19 protein-coding genes and 2 pseudogenes are annotated in these 23,922 nt (G+C 40.1%); 19 read left to right on the top strand and 2 right to left on the bottom strand.

What is annotated here, in order from left to right; translation table 11 throughout:
- Positions 1-581 precede the first annotated feature (581 nt).
- On the top strand, positions 582-1,637 hold the full coding sequence (locus G574_RS0103980) for a BMP family lipoprotein (RefSeq protein ID WP_029691061.1): 1,056 nt from the start codon (positions 582-584) through the stop codon (positions 1,635-1,637).
- Positions 1,638-2,108: 471 nt separating this feature from the next.
- Here G574_RS0103980 and G574_RS0103975 read toward each other — a convergent pair whose 3' ends face one another.
- The gene (locus G574_RS0103975) at positions 2,109-3,659 is read right to left on the bottom strand and encodes a glycosyltransferase family protein (RefSeq protein ID WP_051130527.1); all 1,551 of its coding nucleotides are present in this window, start codon (positions 3,657-3,659) and stop codon (positions 2,109-2,111) included.
- A gap of 160 nt (positions 3,660-3,819) precedes the next feature.
- On the opposite strand from G574_RS0103975, the pseudogene G574_RS10770 reads away from it, so the two are divergent.
- The 9 genes and pseudogenes from G574_RS10770 to G574_RS0103935 all read left to right on the top strand — a co-directional run bounded on the left by G574_RS10770 (position 3,820) and on the right by G574_RS0103935 (position 11,871).
- Positions 3,820-5,289: pseudogene (locus G574_RS10770) on the top strand (glycoside hydrolase family 1 protein).
- A 51-nt stretch (positions 5,290-5,340) separates the two neighbouring features.
- Entirely contained in the window at positions 5,341-5,619 is a 279-nt protein-coding gene (locus tag G574_RS11090; protein ID WP_051130526.1) for a hypothetical protein, read from the top strand.
- Complete coding sequence (locus G574_RS11500; RefSeq protein WP_156828100.1) at positions 5,567-5,797, top strand: LamG domain-containing protein; 231 nt, start codon at positions 5,567-5,569, stop codon at positions 5,795-5,797. The genes G574_RS11090 and G574_RS11500 overlap by 53 nt, the downstream gene beginning before the upstream one ends.
- A gap of 1 nt (position 5,798) precedes the next feature.
- Complete coding sequence (locus tag G574_RS0103960; protein WP_029691059.1) at positions 5,799-6,401, top strand: histidine phosphatase family protein; 603 nt, start codon at positions 5,799-5,801, stop codon at positions 6,399-6,401.
- 9 nt (positions 6,402-6,410) lie between these two features.
- Positions 6,411-7,019, top strand: coding sequence for a histidine phosphatase family protein (locus G574_RS0103955; RefSeq protein WP_029691058.1), 609 nt, complete (start codon positions 6,411-6,413; stop codon positions 7,017-7,019).
- 120 nt (positions 7,020-7,139) lie between these two features.
- The gene (locus G574_RS0103950; protein WP_029691057.1) at positions 7,140-7,865 is read left to right on the top strand and encodes a CPBP family intramembrane glutamic endopeptidase; all 726 of its coding nucleotides are present in this window, start codon (positions 7,140-7,142) and stop codon (positions 7,863-7,865) included.
- A 678-nt stretch (positions 7,866-8,543) separates the two neighbouring features.
- Positions 8,544-9,983 carry a 6-phospho-beta-glucosidase gene (locus tag G574_RS0103945; RefSeq protein WP_029691056.1) on the top strand — a complete coding sequence of 480 codons (1,440 nt, stop codon included), beginning with the start codon at positions 8,544-8,546 and terminating at the stop codon, positions 9,981-9,983.
- Positions 9,984-10,284: 301 nt separating this feature from the next.
- Positions 10,285-10,947: a YczE/YyaS/YitT family protein gene (locus tag G574_RS0103940; protein WP_029691055.1), complete on the top strand. Its 663-nt coding sequence runs from the start codon at positions 10,285-10,287 to the stop codon at positions 10,945-10,947.
- Positions 10,948-11,031: 84 nt separating this feature from the next.
- Positions 11,032-11,871 (top strand): Cof-type HAD-IIB family hydrolase, encoded by an 840-nt coding sequence (locus G574_RS0103935; protein WP_029691054.1) that lies wholly within the window; start codon positions 11,032-11,034, stop codon positions 11,869-11,871.
- Between the two features lie 228 nt (positions 11,872-12,099).
- On the opposite strand, the gene G574_RS0103930 is transcribed toward G574_RS0103935, so the two are convergent.
- Entirely contained in the window at positions 12,100-12,591 is a 492-nt protein-coding gene (locus G574_RS0103930) for a DUF308 domain-containing protein (protein ID WP_029691053.1), read from the bottom strand.
- Between the two features lie 175 nt (positions 12,592-12,766).
- On the opposite strand from G574_RS0103930, the gene gloA reads away from it, so the two are divergent.
- From gloA to G574_RS0103880, 9 genes and pseudogenes are all read left to right on the top strand, one after another.
- Positions 12,767-13,144 (top strand): lactoylglutathione lyase, encoded by a 378-nt coding sequence (gloA, locus tag G574_RS0103925; protein ID WP_029691052.1) that lies wholly within the window; start codon positions 12,767-12,769, stop codon positions 13,142-13,144.
- A 134-nt stretch (positions 13,145-13,278) separates the two neighbouring features.
- Positions 13,279-14,418: a radical SAM family heme chaperone HemW gene (hemW, locus tag G574_RS0103920; RefSeq protein WP_029691050.1), complete on the top strand. Its 1,140-nt coding sequence runs from the start codon at positions 13,279-13,281 to the stop codon at positions 14,416-14,418.
- A gap of 14 nt (positions 14,419-14,432) precedes the next feature.
- Complete coding sequence (locus G574_RS0103915; RefSeq protein WP_029691049.1) at positions 14,433-15,167, top strand: acyl-ACP thioesterase domain-containing protein; 735 nt, start codon at positions 14,433-14,435, stop codon at positions 15,165-15,167.
- Between the two features lie 3 nt (positions 15,168-15,170).
- A complete protein-coding gene (locus tag G574_RS0103910) occupies positions 15,171-15,788 on the top strand; it encodes an NUDIX hydrolase (protein ID WP_029691048.1) in 618 nt (205 codons plus the stop codon).
- Positions 15,789-15,806: 18 nt separating this feature from the next.
- Entirely contained in the window at positions 15,807-16,574 is a 768-nt protein-coding gene (locus tag G574_RS0103905) for a TIGR01457 family HAD-type hydrolase (RefSeq protein ID WP_029691047.1), read from the top strand.
- A 105-nt stretch (positions 16,575-16,679) separates the two neighbouring features.
- On the top strand, positions 16,680-17,333 hold the full coding sequence (locus G574_RS0103900) for a TIGR01906 family membrane protein (protein WP_029691046.1): 654 nt from the start codon (positions 16,680-16,682) through the stop codon (positions 17,331-17,333).
- A 421-nt stretch (positions 17,334-17,754) separates the two neighbouring features.
- Positions 17,755-19,566: a pyruvate oxidase gene (gene spxB, locus G574_RS0103890; RefSeq protein ID WP_029691045.1), complete on the top strand. Its 1,812-nt coding sequence runs from the start codon at positions 17,755-17,757 to the stop codon at positions 19,564-19,566.
- A gap of 675 nt (positions 19,567-20,241) precedes the next feature.
- Positions 20,242-22,023, top strand: a pseudogene (gene spxB / locus G574_RS10760) (pyruvate oxidase).
- A 475-nt stretch (positions 22,024-22,498) separates the two neighbouring features.
- Positions 22,499-23,425 (top strand): phosphodiester glycosidase family protein, encoded by a 927-nt coding sequence (locus G574_RS0103880; RefSeq protein WP_029691044.1) that lies wholly within the window; start codon positions 22,499-22,501, stop codon positions 23,423-23,425.
- The last annotated feature ends 497 nt before the right edge of the window (positions 23,426-23,922 follow it).

Below are 23,922 nucleotides of genomic sequence, written 5' to 3'. Positions count from 1 at the left end.
CGGGATGATGTGTGATTACTAACCGATTCATGCTTGTCGCAATTGGGGAGATCGTTTTTTTCTGATGAACCGTTTTTGATGCGGCATTAAGAGAGGATTGATCAGCGAAAGTGCTGATGGCGCAAGGGGCCAATCCTGACTCTCCAGATCTAGACTTGATTGGTGAAGTGGATGACATATCGTTAAGTTGGTCTAGAATCTCAAGCGCGAACAGTGCTATTTGCGGTTATCAATCTCAGAAAGTTTCAACGAATGACAAAAAGTTGCACACTTTTAGCTAATGATCACAAAAAAGCACTAGCGGGTTATTTTTAAAATAGGGTAAAATAGTCTCTTTAACCCTACTGAAGTAAAAGTGAATACTCGTGCTTATAGACTTTAATGTTCAGAAAATATCAGTTTATTGTTGTTTTGTTGGTCGTTGAACGTTAAAAAAAGTATGGGATTGCATAAAAACCGAACGATATAGTTTTATGAAACTAAAAATGTTGTTAAAACATAAAATGCTTGTTATAGTAATTTCCTAAACAAGTCATCAGGTGGCTTGATGAAAAAATATTTTTTAGGAGATTCGTGATATCATGAATAAAAAAATCGTTACTTTAGGTCTTGCTTCAGCATCTCTGCTTGCTTTGGTAGCTTGTGGCAATCGTTCTGAAAAAAGTGACTCAAACGATAAAACAGCATTGAAAGTAGCTATGGTAACAGACCAAGGAGGTATCGATGATAAATCCTTCAACCAGTCAGCTTGGGAAGGTCTCCAAGCGTGGGGGAAAGAAAATAACCTTAAAAAAGGTTCAGGCTTTGATTACTGGCAGTCATCTAGTGAATCTGAGTACGCTACTAACCTAGATACCGCCGTTTCAAGTGGTTACAATCTTATTTTTGGTATTGGGTTCAATCTTCAAGATGCGATTGATAAAGTATCAGATGACAATCCAGATACCAAATATGCCTTAGTTGATGCGGTTGTTGAGGGTAAAGACAATGTTGCCAGCATTAGCTTTGGCGACAATGAAGCGTCTTATTTAGCAGGTGTTGCAGCAGCCAAAGCGACTAAAACCAAACACGTTGGATTCGTTGGTGGTATGGAAGCCTCTGTCGTAAAACGTTTTGAAAAAGGCTTTGAAGCAGGTGTCAAATCTGTTGATGATAGCATCAAGGTTGACGTTGCTTATGCGGGATCTTTTGCCGATGCTGCTAAAGGGAAGACGATTGCAGCGGCCCAATATGGTTCAGGAGCAGATGTGATTTTCCATGCAGCTGGTGGAACAGGAGCTGGCGTTTTTAATGAGGCTAAATTGGAAAACGAAACGCGTGATGAAGCAGATAAAGTATGGGTTATTGGTGCAGACCGTGATCAAAGTGACGAAGGAAAATATACTTCAAAAGATGGTAAAGAGTCTAACTTTGTTTTAGCTTCAACGATCAAAGAGGTTGGTAAAGCCCTTCAAATCGTAGCTAATCAGACAGCAGAAGACAAGTTCCCTGGTGGTAAACTCTCTGTTTTCGGTCTTAAAGAAGAAGGCGTTGACCTTGCTATGACAGGTCTATCTGACGAAGCTAAGAAGGCAGTTGAAGACGCCAAGAAAGCAATTATTGATGGTAAAGTGACTGTACCAGAAGTGGAAAACTAAGCAAATACGACAATAAAACAAGACAAACGTCATTTGGAGATATGAAACTGGGTAGCTCTGCAGAAACAAGCAAGCAGAGCGAGCTCCAAATTGAGGTTTACGTCGTGATAAAAATGCCTGAAACCTCGTAGTTTTAGGCATTTGGAATTTTTTTGGCTTAAAAGGTCTGGGAGATATTTTAAGGTTGTCGCTTAGAAATAAGAAAGCGACAAAAGGCTCAAAATTAAGGCATGGAATTCCGTAGGTAGCTCAAACAGTCTTGGGGACTGTTTGAGGAGTAGACCTAGAATCAAAAAAGTTTGCTGCTGTCTGATATCATTTAAGGAAAGTCTCACAAAAGACTTGGTCTACAAACTCAAATAAGGTTGGCATTATCGACAACCTTATTTTTTATGCTATAACATCTGCGACCAGATAGCCAAAGCCTCGCCGGCGAAGATACTGTTCTGAAAGTGGGAGTCAGTGCTATTGTCAAGATGACTTGATGTCTATGTTATGCCTGCTTCGTGATTGTAAGCCTAGGCTTGCCAGCAGTAGGATTTGAGGGAAGAATTGTAAGAGGTAGCGTGCCTTTCCGCCTTCAAAAATCATGAGAAACAAGAGGCCTCCAAAGATAGCTAAATGGAGAAAATCTGTTTGGTCACTAAGAGGAAATGACTTGCCTGCGCTGAAGAAAAGTCCGATTAAGAGAAGAAGCCAGATGATTTGAAGGAAGGAGAAGGTGACCTTGTAGGGCTTGGTGTCTACACTAATCAGCAAATAACGAATGGTTTTAAAAATGGGAGAGGGTTTCAAATAGGGGTAAAGGGGTGAAACAAACGGTGTCTTTTCTTTCTTAAGATTTTCATAGTAGGTCCAACCGAAATTGCCTTGACGAAAGGTATTTCCTAGTTTGATTAGGAGATGCTGGGTAAAACTGAGGACCGTAAAGTCACTTAAGCGTCTTTTAATTTCTGCTATGACAAACTTCTGATTGAACATTCCATTGTTATACTGGTTTCGCTTGTCTTTATTGACATACTGTAAGAGACCATCTTTAAAATCAGCTTGATCAGTCCCTGAATGGGTCAGTCCCAAATCAATGAAAGCCAGAGGTGTTTTAGCTAAACCAGCTCCTTTGATAATCTTGATCTCTTTTTGATGCTGTTTAATCTCCTGACTGATCAGGGAAACGCTTGCTAGACTGACCATGAAAACCGAGAGGAAGAGCACACTATGGTGCCATCTTTTTTGCAAGAACATGCTTAGTAATAGAGCAATAGGGAGAATGAGACCGGTCGGGCGAATGAGATAGATGATACCAGACAGTAATCCTAGTACGCTACTGACTTTCCAGATACCTTGCATATTCCTTGCTTTTAGTAGCTTTAGAGCAAGTTCCACTTGCAGAGCTAGGAGGGGGAGGGCCAGAACATCGGTATAGAGGGTTAGAAAGAGTGGAGTAAAGCCTATCAAAAGCATATTGAAACTAAAGGCATACTGGGCAGTACTTTGGTTGAAGTGTCTCAAAGCGAGTCTGTCCATCAACCAGGTGTAGCTATGGATATAAAAAATATTCAGTCCTAGAAGAAGCCCAAGGGCCTCTTTTCCAAAGAGATTATAGAAGAGGCGTTGGTATAAAAATAAGAAAAGGTTGTTAGGATTTCGGGTGATATAGGCTGAAATGGAGCTACTAGGCAAGTAATGAAATGCCCCAGTAAAAACAACGGCAGCGTCACGTCGAATCAAGAGCTTGGCAGAAAGGAGGAGTAAGATCTGGAAAATAAAGGCCGCAAGCATAACCCATTTTTTATGGGCATAAAGCATCTGAATGCCTTTTTTCAAAAATCGTATGAGCTGATTTTTGAAAAAGAGTATGCCAAGGCAAAAGAAAAAGCCTGCGAGTGGAACCGTGTAGCCAAAATAGCCTAAAGTATAGACAAAGGCATAGACCAAAATACCAAACTGAGCTTTTCTAAGCATTCCACGAAAAAGTCTAGTCCATTCTTTAGTCACTGATGTTGTCCTCTGCTTCCTAATCATTCCTATTAGTATAGCATATTTTCCTTATAAAAAAACATGAAAATAAAGGTAAGGGATTGCAAAAGATTCTTTTCCTTAGTCACTAAGGAAATTTATGCTATGGTCAAATGTGTAACCGCTTGCTAAACTAAGACTAAACAAAACTAACAAGGAGGCTAGTATGTCTAAATTACGTGACGATTTCTTATGGGGTGGCGCCACAGCTGCCAATCAATACGAAGGAGCCTGGGATGAAGGTGGTCGTGGACCAGCAACCTCAGATACAGCAAGAGCAGTTGCTCCATAAGAACGTAAGACTATGGGTGGCGAATTCACAACGCCCATGAATCGTGAACGTTTGGAGTTTGCCTTGAATGATAAAGAAGGCTTATATCCAAAACGTTGGGGTTCAGATTTTTATCATCGTTATAAAGAAGATATTGCCCTCATGGCTGAAATGGGCTTTAAAACTTTCCGTCTGTCCATTGCTTGGTCGCGGATTTTTCCAAATGGTGATGAAACAGTGCCAAATGAAGAGGGCTTGGCATTCTATGATGCTGTCTTTGACGAATTGAATAAGTATGGGATTGAGCCTTTAGTAACTTTGTCACATTATGAATTTCCAATTGGTTTGGTAAAAGCATACGGCGGTTGGAAAAATCGTAAAGTTGTTGATTTCTTTGTCCATTATGCTGAAACAGTCTTTAACCGTTATAAAGGAAAAGTCAAATACTGGTTGACCTTCAATGAAATTAACATTCTCGGCATGACAGGTTATCTCTCTGGTGGTTTGCTTTTTGAAGATGGTAAACTCAATCTTCAAGACATGTACCAAGCGGTTCACCATCAGTTTATCGCCTCAAGTTTAGCAACGAAAGTTGGGCATGAGATTGATCCAGAAAATCAAATCGGAATGATGTTGGCTCGTATGGAAGCCTATCCTGCAACCTGTCATCCTGATGACATCATGCAGTCTATTCATAAGGACCATGAAAATCTCTTTTATGCCGATGTGCAGATTCGTGGGAAATACCCAAGTTATATGAATCGCTTCTTTAGAGAAAATAATATTGAATTGGTCTTTGAAGAGGGTGACGAAGACATTCTTAGTCAATACACGGTTGATTTCATGAGTTTTTCCTATTACATGTCATCAGTGACCCGTCATCCTAATAATCAAACTGAGGAACAGAAAGTCACAGCTGGAAACTTGATTTTAGGGGAATCAAATCCTTATCTAGAAGCATCAGACTGGGGCTGGCAGATTGATCCTGTTGGTCTGCGCGTGACCTTAAACAAGCTCTATGACCGTTATCAAGTCCCACTCTTTATCGTGGAAAATGGCTTGGGAGCGCTTGATACCTTAGAGACAGATGGCTCAATACATGACCCATATCGTATTGACTACCTTGATAAGCATATCAAGCAGATGTATGAAGCCATTGAAGATGGAGTTGAGCTTATGGGTTACACCATGTGGGGTTGTATCGACCTGGTCTCAGCCTCAACGTCAGAGATGTCTAAACGCTACGGCTTTGTCTATGTTGACGCAGACGACCAAGGAAATGGTAGTTTTGACCGTTATCGTAAAGATTCCTTCTATTGGTATAAAGATGTTATTGCAAGTGATGGCGCAAACTTATTAAATTAAGCCAAAACCAGCGAAGCTGGTCTTTCAGTTAGAAAGACATTTGGAGGTCTTATGTCTCAAACCATTAAAGGTATTAAACCAGTCCATGTTACAATTAATCATTTGGAAGTTGAGGATGCTCCAGATTTTGCTAGAGGGTTTATAGGCTTGGCTTTTCGGATTTCAGAAAATGATGATTACTTTGAATCTTTCTACATTCGTCCGACTAATGGGCGAACAGAAGATCCAATTCGCCGTAATCGAGCTATTCAATATTTTGCTTATCCTACTTACACCTTTGATTATTTTAGAGAAAAAGGTATCATGGACTGCAGATATTGGCCTGGATGAATGGATTCACCTTGCGGTTGAATTGGACAATAATGTTGGGAGATTTTATGTTAATAATGACTTGGTTTTGACTGTAGAAGACTTGATTCATCAGCCACAAGCTGGAAATTTGGGCTTGTTTGTTGATATTGGAACGAGAGCCTATTTTAAAAATATCACTATTTTAGAAAGAGATTAAAATGACAAAACTGTATTTAATGCGACATGGCGAAACGCTTTTTAACACTCAAAAACGTGTGCAGGGAGCTTGTGATTCCCCATTAACGGAACTGGGGATTGAACAGGCAAGGCTTGCTAAACGCTATTTTGAAGAAAATGAGATTCATTTTGACAAAGTTTATTCATCAACGCAAGAGCGAGCAACAGATACGGCTAAATTAGTGGGTGATAGAAAACAGATTGATCAGCTCAAAGGTTTGAAAGAAATGAGTTTTGGTCAGTTTGAGGCGCAACCTGAAATGCTCCTACCCAAAGTTCGAGAGGGAGCTATTTCCTTTGAGGACCTTTTGGTGCCTTTTGGTGGAGAAGATATTCGTCAGGTCGGGAAACGGGTTCATTCGGCTATTCAAGACGTCTTAAGCCAATCGACATCCCAAAACATACTCATGGTTAGTCACGGGGCTGCCATGTGGGGGTTAATGCTGGAACTGGCTATTTCTTTCCCGCCAGGCGTCTATTTCTCCAATTGTGCCATTTGTCAGTTTGATGTGGTAGAAGGTTCTTCCTTAAAATTGGAAAAGCTTATTTTACCGGCACAAGACTTTAAAGTATACGATTTTTAAGGAGAGGTTATGGTTAAAACACTCTATCTTATGCGGCATGGGCAAACGCGTTTTAACGAACTCAAGCAAGTTCAGGGGGTATCCGATAGCCCCTTGACTGCCATAGGAATCGAACAAGCCCAAAAGGCGGGTCACTTTTTTGATCAAGAAGTTGGAAAATTTGCAGCTGTTTACGCCTCAACTCAAGAACGAGCTGTTGATACTGCTGAGCTTGCTTCAGGACAAAAAGAGATTATTCGTTTGAAGGGATTGAAAGAAATGGATTTTGGGACTTTCGAGGGACAAACGGAAACCTTAAACCCGCCCCTTATCCCAGGCGTTGGCTATGGCGATTATTTTGTTCAGCATGGTGGTGAAGACTCTATGGCTGTGCGTGAGCGTATGGTTACGACTATTACAGAAATTCTCAAACAGCACCAGGATGGTGAGAAAATTTTAGTGGTCAGTCACGGGGCTTCCATAGCTCAGTTTTATCGAGGTGTTATGGACAATCCGCCACAGGTACGAATGTCTAACTGTGCAATTTTTAAATTTAATGTCAATGTGGATCAATTTTGTCTACAATTTATTTTTAATCCAATTAGTCAAGAATATTTATATGAAGCTGAGAAATCATAGATAAACATTACAGTTCGATCAATGTATAGATATTAGAAGTCTGTCATCTAATTTTATTCATGATTGGAAAATGTAAGAGATAGTGCTATAATGTTCTGAAATATACGAAAAGGAGCATTTATGAAAAAGCATTTTAGTGTTTTGGGGCTGTACTATATGATTATGGCGGTTGGGCTATCTTTCTGTTATGCTTTCCTTAATGTTAAGTATGACTCTCCAGAATTTAGTAGAGCTTTTTTACCATTTATGATAACCTTGGCATTGCTATCTGGGACTTATGGTATTTGGAAAAACGATGTATTAACCTTACAGATATTAAACAAACCAGGCTATTTTTGGTTTATGATAGTGATGATTCCTCTTTTAGGTTTAGGGATTATAACTTTAATCGAAACATTTGAGATTAGTTCAAAATTTTTTATTTTAATCTTTGATGTACTTTTAATTGGATTCGCTGAAGAAACTATGTTTAGAAAAATTCTTCTGGGTGGCAGTTTGAGAGAAATGAGTCCTGTTAAGGCAATAATATTGTCATCATCTTTTTTCTCTTTGTTGCATGTTCTAAATGTTTTTGGAGGTGTTTCTTTCCAAGATATTGTTAGTCAATTAGTATCAACCCTTGTTATGGGAATTTATTTAGGTTGTATCTATGTTTATACTAAATTTATTTGGTTCCCAATTTTATTTCATTCTACATGGGACTATATTATATTGAGTGGTTTTCTTGACAAATATGAATTTGCAACCAGTTTAGTTTTAGTTATCACTGTGGCAGAAATTGTTATATCAATCATTCTGATCGCTAAGTTTAAAAAATTAAATAACCCTAATCGGGAATTTTCTTAGATAAATAAAAAAAGCAAGTTTTTAGACTTGTTTTTTTTTAATCCCATTTATTCGATGAAGTGTATAGCTTTCCCAAAAACTCTCTCATCAGGAATTTTTCAGTTCAGATATTTTTTTGGTCTATTATATGTCTAATAGGGTTACTAAATAGTATTTTCTATTACTTAACGACGGTATCTGCCTACAGTCTCTATCCTCGAACTATTGTGTATTTTTTAAACTTTCCCATGATCGTTTCAGGATAGGAATGTCTTCATATTTTTCAATATAATCCTTAGCATAATATGCTTTACCTTGATGATGTCCGTTTGTGAGTAAATCCATGGGTATCTTGAGGCAAAAGTGTATCATCAAATTCTCAAATAAATGACTTTTAGATGATTTACTAACGGACTATTAGTTTATCGAGTTATGAAACTAATCGCTAGCTATTTCTCAGTGAATACTAGACAGATAACTCTTTAATAAAATCGCTATTTCAGATAAATTTGATTCCTGTGGTCGATAAATAAGACTATTTTACTAGAAAAATTGCTGAGATTTTTTGTCTATTTATTACATTGTCAATTATATGGTAAGAAATCAAAGGATAGTACCAGTTATTCCTATGAAATTATCAGTTTTTCCCTCGCTTTGTATGGTATAATAATGTCATAAAATCATGAAAGAGGTTTCATAATGACAAAATTACCTGCATTCCCAGATGGCTTCTTATGGGGTGGGGCAACAGCTGCCAACCAAGTTGAAGGTGCCTATGATGTTGATGGACGTGGTTTAGCCAACGTTGACGTGGTACCGATTGGAGAAGATCGCTTCCCAATCATTGCTGGTCAAAAGAAAATGTTTGATTTTGAAGAGGGTTATTTCTACCCAGCAAAAGGCTCTATCGATTTTTACCATAATTATAAAGAAGATATTGCACTTTTTGCGGAAATGGGCTTTAAAACTTATCGTATGTCTATCGGTTGGACACGTATTTTCCCTAAAGGGGATGAGTTGGAGCCAAACGAAGCAGGTCTTCAATTCTATGAAAATGTCTTCAAAGAATTGCGCAAATACGATATCGAACCCTTGGTAACCATTACGCACTTTGATTTCCCTATGCATTTGATCGAGGAATATGGCGGATGGCGTAATCGCAAAATCATCGAATTCTACGAGCGTCTCTGTCAGGTTATCTTTAATCGTTACAAAGGTTTGGTAAAATACTGGCTAACCTTTAATGAGATTAATATGATTTTGCATGCACCGTTTATGGGAGCAGGTTTGTACTTCGAAGAGGGTGAAAACCAAGAACAGGTTAAGTATCAAGCGGCTCACCATGAACTAGTAGCGTCAGCTATTGCCACCAAAATCGCTCACGAAGTAGACCCAGAAAATAAGGTCGGTTGTATGCTTGCGGCTGGTCAATACTATCCAAATACTGCACATCCGCGTGATTACTGGGCAGCTATGCAAGAAGACCGGGAAAATTACTTCTTCATCGATGTGCAGGCGCGTGGGGAATACCCTAACTATGCTAAGAAGAAATTCGAGCATCTTGGCTTAGACATTGAAATAACTGATGAAGACTTGGCTCTTTTGAAAGAACATACAGTTGACTTCGTGTCCTTCTCATACTATTCAAGCCGCGTGGCGTCAGGCGATCCTGAAGTCAATGAAAAAACGCAAGGGAACATTTTTGCATCTATTAAAAATCCTTATCTAGATGCTTCTGAGTGGGGCTGGCAAATTGACCCATTAGGTCTCCGTATCACGCTCAATGCTATCTGGGATCGTTATCAAAAACCGATGTTTATCGTGGAAAATGGTTTAGGAGCTATTGACACGCCAGATGAAAATGGTTACGTTGAAGATGACTACCGTATTGACTATCTTCGTGCTCACGTTGAAACCATGAATCAAGCGATCAACGAAGACGGCGTTGAATTGCTTGGTTACACAACTTGGGGACCAATTGACTTGGTATCTGCCGGAACAGGGGAAATGAAAAAACGCTATGGCTTCATCTATGTTGACCGTGATAACTATGGTAATGGAACCCTCAAGCGTTCTAAGAAAAAATCATTTGATTGGTATAAAAAAGTGATCGCTTCAAACGGAACAGATATTGACTAACTATCAAAAGCATCACTTGCGGCATCTTTTTAAAAAGTTTAGAACCCAAAGGTTCTAGACTTTTTTATCTCTTGTCCTTTGTTGTTAGTTTTAGATGATATTGTGTTTTTATGTCACTAATTAGTTATAGTTTGACAAAAAATTCACCTTTTGATATGCTAATAGTATTAAACAAGCTATGACCTAGCTTTATAGCCATAAAGGACAAGACGATTTTGCTTAAAAACCGCTAGTTAACTGACTAACAGCTTATGGCGGTTTTTCTGTTGGTGCTTGGCTAGTAGTTAAAAGGAGTGAGTACATGAATTCTAAAACCATTCATCTCAATCAGATTATTATTTACATGATCGGTATTGTCATTGTCAGTCTTGGTATTACCTTTAATACCAAGACAGCCCTGGGGGTGTCACCAGTGATTTCGCTGGCTTTTAATGCGGCTAAGATTTTCCATGTTTCCATTGGTTTGGCAACTTTTTTGTACTACGTTTTTTTGATTGCTATCCAATTTTTGCTCTTACGCAAAAACTTTCAACGGGTACAACTTTTACAGGTTTTCGTCAGTTTTTTGACCAGCTTTTTTATTCAAGGATTTGATTACCTGCTGCCTGTTCCTCAAAGCTTGTTAACGCGTTTGATTTGGTTGGTGATTGGGATTGTTTTGACAGGTTTGGGAGCTTCCATCACAGTCAATATGAAATTAATCCCAAATCCTGCCGATGCTTTGGCAGATACGATTGGTTTTGTTCTTAATAAGAGTTTTGGCTTTGGTAAAAACGTGCTCGACTTTACCTGTACCTTTTTAGCTCTTGCTCTCAGCTTTAGTTTTGGTCAAGGCATGTTGGGTGTTGGTATTGGTACCATTATTGCTATGATCTTCACAGGTCGTGTCGTAGCTCTTTGCAATCCCTTTTCTGAGAAACTCTACAATCGCTACGTTTTGAAGTCTCAGCAAATCGTAGGATAGTATCTTTTTTTCCGAGGATAGTGATGGTTTTGTCACTATCTTTTTTATATACTGGAAACATCAGAATTACAAGTGAGGTAAAGCATGTCAAAAGTGATTTTTTTAGATGTTGATGGAACGTTGGTGGATTATGATAATACCATTCCAGAATCCGCTATCACAGCCATTCGTCAGGCGCGTCAGAGTGGTCACAAGGTTTATGTCTGTACAGGTCGTAGTCGGGCTGAGATGCAGCCAGAAATCTGGGATATTGGCATTGATGGCATGATTGGTGGCAATGGATCTTATGTCGAAGATCAGGGACAGGTTATCATGCACCAGTTGATTTCCAAAGAGGATACCAAGCATATCGTCGATTGGCTCCATAGCAGAGGTCTGGAGTTTTATCTAGAGTCGAATAATGGGCTTTTTGCTTCTGAAAACTTCAGAGATGCAGCGCGTCCTGTTTTGAGGGAGTATAGTCTGCGTAAGGGGAGAACCCAAGAAGAAGTCAAGGACCAAGAAGCAGAAGATGCCCTACATGGTCTCGTGTATGGAGGCGAACTTTATCGTGATGATCTCAATAAGGTCAGCTTCATCTTATCTGATTATCAGGATCATCTAGATTCTATTGAGGAGTTTCCAAATCTTGAAGCCCATACTTGGGGGGGTCGTGGTGAAACAGCCCTTTTTGGTGATTTAGGCGTTAAGGACATTAACAAAGCCCATGCCATAGAGGTCCTTTTACAGCATCTAGGAGTTGATCGACAAGATACCATTGCTTTTGGGGATGCTAAGATTGATATTCCCATGTTAGACTACTGTCAGGTTGGGGTTTCGATGGGAAATGGTGGCCCTGAGATTCTAGCCATGGCTGATATGATAACTGACGATGTAGCAGAGGATGGGCTTTATAATGCCTTTGCCCAATTGGGGCTTCTCTAAGCTTATTTCTAAGCTCTTTTTAACAGTAGCGGTAATAAAAGCTGTCTCTCAATAGCGTGTAATGGCTTAGTGATAGCGACCTTCTCTGTCTTTTAGCAGTGCTTGTCAAAAATTAAAAGGCCCGGTCTCAGGTTGTGGAAACCGTGAGACCAGGCTTTTTTTGCAGTCTGTTGCTAGTGTTGAAGCATTAGGATCACATTTCTATCTCCCATTGTCCAATCTCTTGATCTAGCGTCTAAAGCTAAATACCAGTACTGAGAAGCCTAGGATGATAAAGACCAGAGATAAGAATTTGCCAATGAAAACTGATGTCAAAACAGGACCTAGTAGGAGCACCAGTCCCAGTAGGAACATAGCAATTCCTGAGTTCAGTGTGCTATTGCCAAAACCCATTTTTCTGGTCTGATAGCCTGACATCATCCGCAAAATGGCAATTGTCAAAATCCAGTAGGCCACAAAGCTAATCACCAAGCGGCTGAGTGATAGAGCCGAACTGCCTAAGAGCATTAACCCAAACACGGTAGATACTATAGCTTGTAAGAGTTGCCAGATAGTTTTGCGCTGTCTCTTGAAGTAAGTAAAGAGACCTTGGATGCCCCAAATGAAGATCAATAGAGCGAGGAGCCATCCAATAGTGGCAACGGCTGACAAGGGTTGGTTAAACAGGTAAAAGCCAATCAATAGCGATAAAAGACCAGCCAGTAGTGAAAATGATTTCATGAGTAACTCCTTTTTAACTCCATTATAGTCAAAAATAGTCAATTATTCAAAACTTGAGTGCAGGTGAGATGCCAGATGACGGCAAATGCTAGGACAATTCTTAAATCAGCGCTAGCGTCTGCCTTGCAATCTCTGTCAGAAACCGATAGGATAGAGGTATAGGAGGACACTTATCATGAAAATGTTACATACTTGTATTCGCGTCCAAGACATGGAAGCGTCAATTGCTTTTTATACGAAAGCCTTTCCATTAGAAGAAGTGCGTCGTAAGGATTTTCCAGATCATGAATTCACACTGGTCTTTTTAAAAACCCCAAATGATGATTTTGAAATCGAACTCACTTATAACTATGGCCATGGGGCATACGATATTGGAGATGGTTATGGGCATCTGGCTGTCGGTGTTGACGATCTCGAAGAGACATATGAGGAACATGTCGAAGCAGGTTTTGAAGTGACTGAGCTAAAAGGTTTGCCGGGCCAAGAACCACATTATTATTTTGTTAAAGATCCTGACGGCTACAAAGTTGAGGTCATCCGTTTATCAAAATAGGATAAGGTTTTAGTCTAGTTCCTATTTTCCGGGAAATCAATGTAAAAGAAGGCATGCAACAGGAAGTTGAGGTTCTTTTGTGAAAAATCGTGAGGAAAAATGGACACTCTTTTTTAAAGTGTTACAATAGATTTATGTCAAAAAAACCAACTTCAGCCTATGTGCATATTCCCTTTTGCACGCAAATTTGTTATTATTGCGACTTTTCAAAAGTCTTTATCAAAAATCAGCCTGTTGATGCTTATCTGCAGGCTCTTATTCGTGAGTTTAACTACTACGATATTCGTGACCTCAAGACGCTTTATATTGGCGGAGGGACACCAACAGCCATTTCGGCAGAGCAACTAGATTATCTTCTGACGCATCTCCAAAAGAATCTTAATCTAGACATGCTAGAAGAATTCACGATCGAGGCTAATCCGGGCGATTTGACACCAGAAAAGATCGAGGTCTTAAAGCGGTCAGCTGTCAACCGTGTATCTCTCGGTGTACAGACCTTTTTTGACAAACAGCTCAAGCAAATCGGTCGCAGTCACAATGAAGCACAGATTTATGAAAGCATTGATGCTTTGAAAGCAGCAGGGTTGACCAATATTTCGATTGACTTGATTTATGCCTTGCCTAATCAGACTATGGAACAGGTTGAAGAAAATGTGCGTAAGGCGTTGTCGCTCGATATACCTCATCTCAGTCTTTACAGTTTGATTTTAGAGGATCATACCGTCTTTATGAACAAACAACGCCGTGGCCGTTTGCACCTGCCAAATGAAGACATTGAAGCAGACATGTTTACCTACATTATTACTGAGTTGGAGAAAAATGGCTTCGAACATTATGAAATCTCGAATTTCACCAAGCCAGGCTTTGAAAGCCGTCACAATCTCATGTATTGGGATAATGTGGAGTATTACGGTGTAGGTGCTGGGGCATCGGGTTACTTAAATGGCATTCGTTATCGTAACCGCGGACCTATTCAACATTATTTAAAAGCCATTGCGGCAGAAGGGCACTCTCGCTTAGGGGAAGACATATTGACCAAAGATGAGATGATGGAAGAAGAATTCTTCCTCGGTCTTCGTAAAAAGGCAGGTGTTTCCATTAGCCGATTTGAGGCTAAGTTTGGAGTGTCATTCGAAGAGCGCTACGGCGCTATTGTAGCGGAATTAGTAGCTGATGGTTTACTGATTCATGAAGGAGACATCATTCGCATGACCCGCAAAGGTCTCTTTTTAGGTGATACAGTCGCTGAGAAGTTTATTATTGATGATGAATAGAAAGAAGGACAAGTATGGGCAAACAATATAGCACTACCTATGAAATTCCCTTTTATGAGACGGATGTCTCTCACTGTGTGAAGCTTCCTCATCTTCTGTCCGTTGCTTTACAGATCTCTGGCCAGCAATCTCAAGAATTAGGAGTATCCGACCATTATGTCTTAGAAACTTATGGTTTGGTTTGGGTGATTACGGATTATGACATCGTTGTTGAGCGCCTTCCGCGATTTGCAGAGACGGTCACGATTACGACAGAGGCCAAGTCTTATAACAAACTCTTTTGTTACCGTGACTTTGTAATCACAGACCATGAGGGCCAGGTTCTGCTGACCATTTCTGCCACCTTTGTCTTGATTGATTTTGACAGTCGCAAAGTAGCTCCTGTTCCGGAAGATTTGATAATAGTCTATGACTCTGACTTTCAAAAGAAGGTCAAGCGTGGTCCAAAATACCCAGCTTTGAATTCAGGTCAGGCGACCGATTATCACGTGCGTTATTTTGATTTAGACATGAATGGCCATGTCAATAATAGCAAATACTTGGAATGGATTTATGATGTCTTGCCTTTTGCGTTTTTGACGAGTCATCAGCCCAAGCGGCTCCAGTTGAAATACCTAAAAGAAATTCATTATGGTCATGACATTGTTTCACAGGTGGTGCTTGAGGGCAAACAAAGCCGTCACCAAATTACCACAGAAGGGGTTATCAATGCCCAGGCTCTGATTGAGTGGCAGGAGTTGAAAGGATAAGCTATGAAAAATGACAATTGGTTAGAATGGGCAGTCCGGCTGCAAGCCTTGGCACAGAATGGCCTAGCTTATGCTCCTGCTCCCTTTGATAGGGAACGCTATGAAGAGATTCGCGACATCGCTGTGCAAATGTTAGAAGCGCCTTCAGGACTTCCCAAGGACAGGGTCAGGGAATTGTTTGCTGGTGAAGAGGGCTATCAAACCCCTAAAATTGATACTCGAGCAGCCATTTTTAAAGAAGATAAGGTTCTCTTAGTTCAAGAGCTTAATGGTCTTTGGGCTTTACCTGGAGGTTGGTGTGATGTGCAAGAGTCCATCTTGTCCAATACCATCAAAGAAGTCAAAGAAGAGACAGGATTTGAGGTGGAGGCCAGACGGCTAGTAGCCGTGCTCGATAAACGTAAAAACAATCAGTCCAATACGGCCTTAAGAGTGATTAAACATTTCGTGCTTTGTGATTACGTTAGTGGCGATTTTGTTGCGAACAGTGAAACCTTGGAAGCACGTTACTTTTCTTTGGATCAGCTTCCAGAATTGTCGCAAAACAAAACGACAGAAAAGCAAATCCAGCTCTGCTATCAAGCTTCTAAAGTTGAGCACTGGGAGGCGGTTTTTGACTAGACAATCAGAAAGGTATCTATGACTTACAAAGGTTATTTAATTGATTTAGACGGCACTATTTATCGTGGAAATGAGCGCATTCCAGCGGGGGAGCAGTTTATTGCTGACTTGCAAGCACGTCAGATTCCTTACGTGTTGGTAACCAACAACACCACACGCACACCGGAGATGGTGCAGGAGATGCTAGCCAGCAAGTTCCAGGTGGAGACACCGCTTGAGACCATCTATACAGCAACTTTGGCTACTGTAGATTACATGAATGACATGGATCGTGGAAAAACAGCTTATGTTATCGGTGAAAAAGGTCTAAAATCTGCCATCGAAGCAGCAGGTTATCGCCACGAGGAAAAGAATCCTGCTTATGTCGTTGTGGGACTGGACAGCCAAGTCACCTATGACAAACTGGCCATTGCGACTTTGGCTATTCAAAATGGGGCCATCTTTATAGGAACCAACCCAGATCTCAATATCCCAACAGAGCGTGGTCTCATGCCTGGTGCGGGCTCTTTGTTAGCGCTTTTAGAAGCAGCCACACGTGTTTCGCCAATCATCATCGGTAAACCTGAAGCGGTGATTATGAATAAGGCTTTGGAAAGACTGGGTGTCAAACGTGACCAAGCGCTCATGGTGGGGGATAATTATTTGACAGACATTACGGCCGGTATCAAAAACGATATTGCAACCCTGCTCGTTTTGACAGGATTCACCAAAAAAGAAGAGGTACCCAATTTACCTGTCCAGCCGACACATGTCCTGGAATCACTGTCGGACTGGCGCTTTGATTAGGCTAAGGCCTTTTATAAGGTTTGCTTAAGAAAACTAAGCTAAAATGACCAAGCCAATGGGTGAGTAAAAAGGGCTATTGACACTGATATGAAAGGTGAGGTAAGGATGAAAGGCATTTTTGGACAGCGCTTATTAGCATTTTTGAGTGTGATATGGTTATTGTCGATAGCTATTTTGGCGACTATTTACATAGCTTGGTTGGCCTATCCTTTAGAGATTGATTGGTTAAACCTATTGGATCAGGTGACCTTGTCCAAATCAGAATTGTTGAGCAACTACAATCACCTGCTTAATTATTTGACCAACCCTTTTGCAAAGGTCTTACAGATGCCGGATTTCCAGTCTTCTGCGGATGGTTTAAAGCATTTTGCAGACGTGAAGTCGCTATTTCATCTGGTTCAGGTGATTTTTGTTGTAACGCTAGTACCTAGTCTTTATTTTCTTATCGGTTCCTGGCGGCAAAAATCACTCTTTCTTCATCAAAAAGCCTATCTAATCGCAGCCCTAGTCCCCTTAGTGATTGCTGCTTTAGGCCTAGCTATGGGCTTTAACGAATTTTTCACGCTCTTTCATCAGCTTCTTTTCCCGGGAGACAGAACCTGGATTTTTAATCCCTATACTGATCCCATCATATGGGTTTTGCCAGAGACTTTCTTTATGCATTGTTTCCTTCTCTTTTTTGTCCTCTATGAAGGCCTCATGTGGCTGGCTTATGCTTTGAGCCGCTATAGCTTGAAACAGAGACAGTCATCACAATAGAAGCAGCGCAAAGGCTATTTTCAAATACAAACAAGGAATAAGCAACCTTTCTTTCATTCCAAGGAAGTGTCTGCTTGTTCTTTTTTGTTGATTTTGGTCATAGCAGCACTGATTAGGTATACTGCCGCTAAAATCATAAATTGGCTTATTAATTAATCTGATTAATAGTGTTTGAGAGTTCAGAAGCCCTTGGTTATTTTAGGATCCTGACTCGTTTAAGGGAAGGCATTTTTATGACCAGATGTTGTCAGGGTGGTTTAAAATGGCTGTCAATGTAAGCTCAGTACCTTTGTTTCTATAGTCCAGAGCTGTGTTTTAAAGCTATGTTTTTTTAATAATGTGAAAAAAACACAAAATCCTTGACAAGGTTTTTGCGAAGTATTACTATATAGTTGTAAAAGCAATTGAGAGGAGAACAACTATGAGTACAGAAACGATTACAGCAGGTCGTGCCATGTTAAAAGTCTTGAAAACATGGGGCGTTCACACCATTTATGGGATTCCTTCTGGTACTTTGGGAGGTATTATGGATGCCTTGGCAGAGGAAGAGGGAATTGATTTTCTACAGGTACGCCATGAAGAAACAGGTTCACTCGCAGCTGCTATGCAGAAAAAATGGGGCGGTGCTTTAGCCGTCGCTGTCGGATCTGGCGGCCCAGGAGCAACTCATTTGATCAATGGGATTTATGATGCCGCTATGGACGGTGTCCCAATGATTGCGATCCTAGGTTCTCGTCCAACAAAAGAGCTTAATTTAGATGCTTTCCAAGAGATTAATCAAAATCCAATGTATGAAAGCGTGGCCGTTTATAACAAACGTGTTGCCTATGCGGAACAACTCCCTAAAGTCATTGATGAAGCGGCGCGTGCAGCCATGTCTAAAAAAGGACCAGCCGTCGTTGAGGTGCCAAATGACTTTGGTTATGCTGAGATTCCTGCTGATGCCTTCTATGGTTCAGGAAGCTATCAGAGAGAGTTTCTACTCCCAGCTTTAAATGATGCCGATATTGATGCGGCAGTTGATGTCCTCAATCATGCAGAACGTCCGGTTATTTTCGCTGGAGTTGGTATCAATCAAGCTGGAGACCTTGTCTCTGACTTAGCTCAAAAAATCAAAGCGCCTATTGTCGTTACGGGTAAAAACTTTGATAGCTTTAACTGGGATGATCCTGCACTAGCTGGTTCTGTGGGCCGAGTTGCTTGGAAAACGGGGAATGAACTTCACTTTGAAGCCGATACCGTACTCTTCATCGGCTCTAACTATCCTTTCGCTGAAATTTTCGGTGCCTTTAGCAATGCTAAAAAATTCATCCAAATTGACATAGACCCTTACAAACTGGGGAAACGTCATTCATTAGATGTTTCTATTTTAGCTGATGCAGAACAAGCAGTCCGTGCTATTTACGAACGTGTGGATGCTGTTGACGATTCTGCTTGGTGGCGCGCTAATCTTAAAAATATTCAAAACTGGCATGACTATATGGCAAAATTGGAAACCAAAACTGAAGGTCCGCTCCAACTTTATCAAGTCTATAATGCCATCAACAAATACGCTGATGAGGATGCCATTTATTCGATAGATGTCGGTAATTCAACTCAAACCTCTATCCGTCATCTTCATATGAATCCTAAAAACATGTGGCGGACCTCACCACTATTTGCGACAATGGGGATTGCTATTCCTGGTGGTATTGCTGCCAAACGGACTTATCCAGATCGCCAAGTGTGGAACATTATTGGTGATGGTGCCTTTAATATGAGCTATCCTGACGTGGTGACAAATGTTTCTTATCATCTTCCAGTAATCAATGTGGTCTTTTCAAATACAGAGTATGCCTTCATTAAAAACAAATACGAAGATACCAATAAACACCTCTTTGGTGTCGACTTCACAGATGTTGACTACGCCAAAGCAGCAGAGGCTCAAGGTGCTGTCGGTTACACCGTTCGTCGCATCGAAGACATTGATGAAGTGGTTCGTAAAGCTGTAGAAGACAACAAAGCTGGAAAAACAGTTGTGATTGATGCTAAAATCACACACGACCGCCCATTCCCAGTTGAAATCATGCAATTGGATCCTGAATTAGCCACCGAAGAGGAAATTAAGGCTTTCAAAGAACGTTATGAAGCTGAAGATTTGATTCCAATTCGTGTTTTCCTAGAAGAAGAAGGGCTTCGGTCTCAACGGGAACCTTTGGTTAAAGATGGTGTCTACATTGCCCAAAATGAGTAAGGTATCAGTATCTAATCGATGATAGGTAGCTATCTTCGCTAGATGTTACAAGGCCATTAGAGACGATATCACCTATGAACAGCTTTAGCGAGATCTTGGCATTTTGAGGCTCAAAGGATGCTAGCAACAGTCGAAAGGTTTCTTTTAAAGTCATCCCAAGCCGCCACAAGATTTTTCACATGGCAGTTATTTCCCGATTTTTTAGCCATGGCGACAGCGATGATCAGCTTGTCGGTTAAAGATAGTTCCTGACGGGAATGTCTCAGGTCTCCTCGACAACTGGTTTAATCATATGCGATGATGTTGTATTAGCTTTGACCTCTTTTAAGAAAGCATTTCACCATTAGACAGGAGTGATCTCCCACATCCTGCGAGCCATTTTATGAAAGACAAGAGTTTATAACCGAAAAATGACCTTGGGCTAAATGTGTTAAAAATCTCCTAACAGCGTTTTAATGCTCAATCGCCACCATTTAATTGTATTATAACAATTATGGTAAAACTGTTATAAGGTAGTTTTCGTTGCCATATGAGCATGTTTATTGCTCTTAGTAAGGACGAATGCTAATATTATGCTTGTACAAAAAAACATAAAACGTTTTCAAATGTCTGATCAGCAAATAATAGTGTTTAGGCTCGGTGTACATTAATTATAAAAAATCGGGAGATTTATAAATGTCTAATGGAAAAATTACAGCATCAGCAGCAATGCTGAACGTTCTCAAAACATGGGGCGTTGACACGATTTATGGTATTCCTTCAGGAACACTTAGCTCATTGATGGATGCTCTTGCAGAAGATAAAGATATCAACTTCTTGCAAGTGCGTCACGAAGAGACAGGTTCATTGGCTGCTCTTATGTAAGCTAAATTTGGTGGTTCTATCGGTGTCTGTGTAGGTTCTGGGGGACCAGGTGCGACACATTTGATTAATGGTATCTACGATGCTGCCATGGATGCTACACCAATGCTTGCTATCCTTGGATCACGTCCAGTTAACGAACTTAATATGGATGCTTTCCAAGAACTTAACCAAAACCCAATGTACAACGGCGTTGCTGTCTTCAACAAACGCGTGGCTTACGCTGAGCAGTTGCCAAAAGTCATCGATGATGCCGTTCGTGCAGCTATTGCTAAAAAAGGTCCAGCCGTTGTTGAAATTCCTGTAAACTTTGGTTTCCAAGAAATCGACGAAGATTCTTACTATGGATCAGGTGAATTTGACCGCACTTTTGTTGCTCCAGGTTTGAATGAAGTCGAAATCAGCAAGGCTGTTGAAATCCTTAACGCAGCAGAGCGCCCAGTTATTTACTCTGGTTTTGGTGGACGTGGTGCTGGTGAAATCATCACTGAATTATCACGTAAACTCAAAGCTCCAGTGATCACAACTGGTAAAAACTTTGAAACATTCGAGTGGAACTACGAAGGTCTTACTGGTTCAGCTTACCGTGTTGGTTGGAAACCAGCTAACGAAGTTGTTTTTGAAGCGGATACTGTCCTTTTCCTTGGCTGTAACTTCCCATTCTCAGAAGTTTATAACACATTCAAAAATACTGAAAAATTCATCCAAGTTGATATCGACCCTTACAAACTTGGTAAACGTCATGCTCTTGATGCATCTATCCTTGGTGACGTTAAAGAAGCGGCTAAAGCTCTCCTTGAGCGTGTTGACGCTGTTGAAGAGTCTGCTTGGTGGAATGCTGCTGTTAAGAACAACCAAAACTGGCGCGATTACATGAACAAGCTTGAAGGTAAAACTGAAGGCGCGTTACAATTGTACCAAGTATACAATGCCATCAATAAATACGCTGATGAAGATGCAATCTACTCAATTGACGTTGGTAACTCAACTCAAACTTCAACACGTCACTTGCACATGACACCTAAGAACATGTGGCGTACATCACCATTGTTCGCAACAATGGGTATTGCTCTTCCTGGTGGTATTGCGGCTAAGAAAGATAATCCAGACCGTCAAGTATGGAATATCATGGGTGATGGTGCCTTTGGTATGTGTTACCCAGACGTTATCACAAACGTTCAATACAACCTTCCAGTTATCAACATCGTCTTCTCAAACGCTGAATATGCCTTCATCAAAAACAAATACGAAGACACTAACAAACACCTCTTCGGTGTAGACTTCACTAACCCAGATTACGTGAAAATCGCTGAGGCACAAGGTGCTGTTGGTTTCCGTGTTGAGCGCATTGAAGACATGGATGCGGTCATGAAAGAAGCAGTTGAGCTCAACAAAGCTGGTCGTACAATCGTGATCGACGCTCGCATCACCCAAGACCGTCCGATTCCAGTAGAAGCGCCAATTATGACATTGGATCCAAAACTCTTCTCAGAACAAGAAATTGCTGATTTTAAAGTAAAATATGAAGCTGAAGAATTAGTGCCGTTCCGCGAATTTTTGGAAGCAGAAGGTCTTGAATCACGCTACATCAAGTAATGGTAAATAATTGAAAACCAGAAGAGATCCTAGTTTCATACTGAAAATAAAGTCCTTAGAATTCAGTTTCTAAGGGCTTTTCTTTAGGATTAGATTAGTACATAAAAAAAGAAAAATTTTTAAAGAAAATGGCATGTTAGACAAAGAAGAACTTAATGCTAACCGTACCTAATATGCTTTTTAAACTTTTGATATTCTGTATCAGAAAGAGGTTTTCTCTGTAAAGTGGAAGAGTTTGTAGGTAAGATATTTTAAAATACTGTCTGAGCTACAATGAAGATACTATATTTCAGTAATGGTTCTTTTCCATTTTCGTGTTTCAAAGTATCCATCTTAAATATATTTCTAGAATTTTTTTATTGCTAATTCCTTAAATCATTCTTAAAGAGTTTGAACGATTATCAGATTTTAAGATTTCTTTTATTGATGTTGAGTAGACTAATTTCAATCACTAATAATGATTGAGAGGATATCTATGACATTTTTAAAACGACATGCCTATGCTTTATTATTTTCCGTAGTATTATTAGGCGCAAATACCTATTCGCTACTGAAAGTTTTCGTTTTACCATCAGCCATATCAACTGTTGAAGCAACGAGTACTTCTAGAAGCTCAAGTACTACTGATGCTAGTACAGGTGATAAAGGACAGGTCACTCAAACAGATACAACTTACAAGGATGATAATATTTCTATCTCAATTGACACTAAATCAACTGATGATACTACTTACTATGTTGCTGATATACTGGTTTCAGATGCTTCCTATCTAAAAACAGCCTTAGCGCAGAGTACCTATGGAACTAATATCACAGAAACAACATCCTCAATAGCCAAGTCTAATAATGCTATTTTTGCGATAAATGGTGATTACTACGGGGCAAATGAGTCGGGCTATGTGATCAAAAACGGAACTCTGTATCGTGAGACATCACGTTCGTCAGATTATGAGGATTTAGTCATCTATGATGATGGTAGTTTTGATACTGTCAGTGAAAATGATGCAACAGCTCAAGAATTGCTTGATTCAGGTGTCGTCAACACATTCACTTTTGGACCGACTTTAGTATCTGATGGAAAAGTTTCAGTATCTGAGGATGATGAAGTTGGTAGAGCAATGTCTGATAATCCTAGAACGGCAATTGGCATCGTAGCAGAAGATGACGGTAGTCTTCATTATATTGTTATTGTTTCTGACGGACGAAGTGATGAGTCTAAAGGTTTAACGCTTTTAGAAATGGCTGAACTCATGCAATCATATGGTGTAACAACTGCTTATAATTTAGATGGTGGAGGATCTTCTACGATGTATTTTAATGGTAAGGTCGTGAATAAACCGACTACGAATGGTTCTAATATTCAGGAAAGGGCGGTGAGTGATATTGTTTACATCGGTTACTAAAAAAACATTTTTGAAAGGAAGTGTCATCTATTTATGTTTGGCAACTTTCCTTATTCTATTTACGATAGTTTATGAACATTTTTCCTATGGTGAATCCTCGATCTTTATGAGGACAATGTTTGTTTCACCAATACTTGCCGCCTTACTTTTACGATTAGCTAGTCAGAAGGGGAGTTGGCTTAAGAACCATTTATCTTTAGCTTTCTTTAATTCAAGTATCGCTATATTCGTGAGTGGCGGTTTGATAAAAGGGATTGTGGAGGTATCAGGACGTCACACAAACATAGACCAACCTTATTGGTATGCTGCTAGCCTTTTTGTCATCTTAAGCATTATAAGTGGTTTATTTTCAAGAAAACCAATCGAGTAGTAGTCAATAGAGCCAAGGGGTAACTCCTGGCTTTTTTGAATTGTAAAAATCATGATGCAGTTGTTGAAAGGTTAAAGATAATGGGGCAATTTTCCAGCATATCATGTTTTACCTTTTTACATGATAC

This window comes from Streptococcus hyovaginalis DSM 12219 (genome assembly GCF_000420785.1).
Taxonomy (GTDB): domain Bacteria; phylum Bacillota; class Bacilli; order Lactobacillales; family Streptococcaceae; genus Streptococcus; species Streptococcus hyovaginalis.
Note: the sequence above shows the minus strand (reverse complement) of the source record. Positions and strands in the feature narration are given on the sequence as shown.

Coding starts and splice junctions, on each gene's coding strand:
- G574_RS0103980 (WP_029691061.1), top strand. CDS start 582: ATGAATAAAAAAATCGTTACTTTAGGTCTTGCTTCAGCATCTCTGCTT.
- G574_RS0103975 (WP_051130527.1), bottom strand. CDS start 3,659: ATGATTAGGAAGCAGAGGACAACATCAGTGACTAAAGAATGGACTAGA.
- G574_RS11090 (WP_051130526.1), top strand. CDS start 5,341: ATGTCTCAAACCATTAAAGGTATTAAACCAGTCCATGTTACAATTAAT.
- G574_RS0103960 (WP_029691059.1), top strand. CDS start 5,799: ATGACAAAACTGTATTTAATGCGACATGGCGAAACGCTTTTTAACACT.
- G574_RS0103955 (WP_029691058.1), top strand. CDS start 6,411: ATGGTTAAAACACTCTATCTTATGCGGCATGGGCAAACGCGTTTTAAC.
- G574_RS0103950 (WP_029691057.1), top strand. CDS start 7,140: ATGAAAAAGCATTTTAGTGTTTTGGGGCTGTACTATATGATTATGGCG.
- G574_RS0103945 (WP_029691056.1), top strand. CDS start 8,544: ATGACAAAATTACCTGCATTCCCAGATGGCTTCTTATGGGGTGGGGCA.
- G574_RS0103940 (WP_029691055.1), top strand. CDS start 10,285: ATGAATTCTAAAACCATTCATCTCAATCAGATTATTATTTACATGATC.
- G574_RS0103935 (WP_029691054.1), top strand. CDS start 11,032: ATGTCAAAAGTGATTTTTTTAGATGTTGATGGAACGTTGGTGGATTAT.
- G574_RS0103930 (WP_029691053.1), bottom strand. CDS start 12,591: ATGAAATCATTTTCACTACTGGCTGGTCTTTTATCGCTATTGATTGGC.
- gloA (WP_029691052.1), top strand. CDS start 12,767: ATGAAAATGTTACATACTTGTATTCGCGTCCAAGACATGGAAGCGTCA.
- hemW (WP_029691050.1), top strand. CDS start 13,279: ATGTCAAAAAAACCAACTTCAGCCTATGTGCATATTCCCTTTTGCACG.
- G574_RS0103915 (WP_029691049.1), top strand. CDS start 14,433: ATGGGCAAACAATATAGCACTACCTATGAAATTCCCTTTTATGAGACG.
- G574_RS0103910 (WP_029691048.1), top strand. CDS start 15,171: ATGAAAAATGACAATTGGTTAGAATGGGCAGTCCGGCTGCAAGCCTTG.
- G574_RS0103905 (WP_029691047.1), top strand. CDS start 15,807: ATGACTTACAAAGGTTATTTAATTGATTTAGACGGCACTATTTATCGT.
- G574_RS0103900 (WP_029691046.1), top strand. CDS start 16,680: ATGAAAGGCATTTTTGGACAGCGCTTATTAGCATTTTTGAGTGTGATA.
- spxB (WP_029691045.1), top strand. CDS start 17,755: ATGAGTACAGAAACGATTACAGCAGGTCGTGCCATGTTAAAAGTCTTG.
- G574_RS0103880 (WP_029691044.1), top strand. CDS start 22,499: ATGACATTTTTAAAACGACATGCCTATGCTTTATTATTTTCCGTAGTA.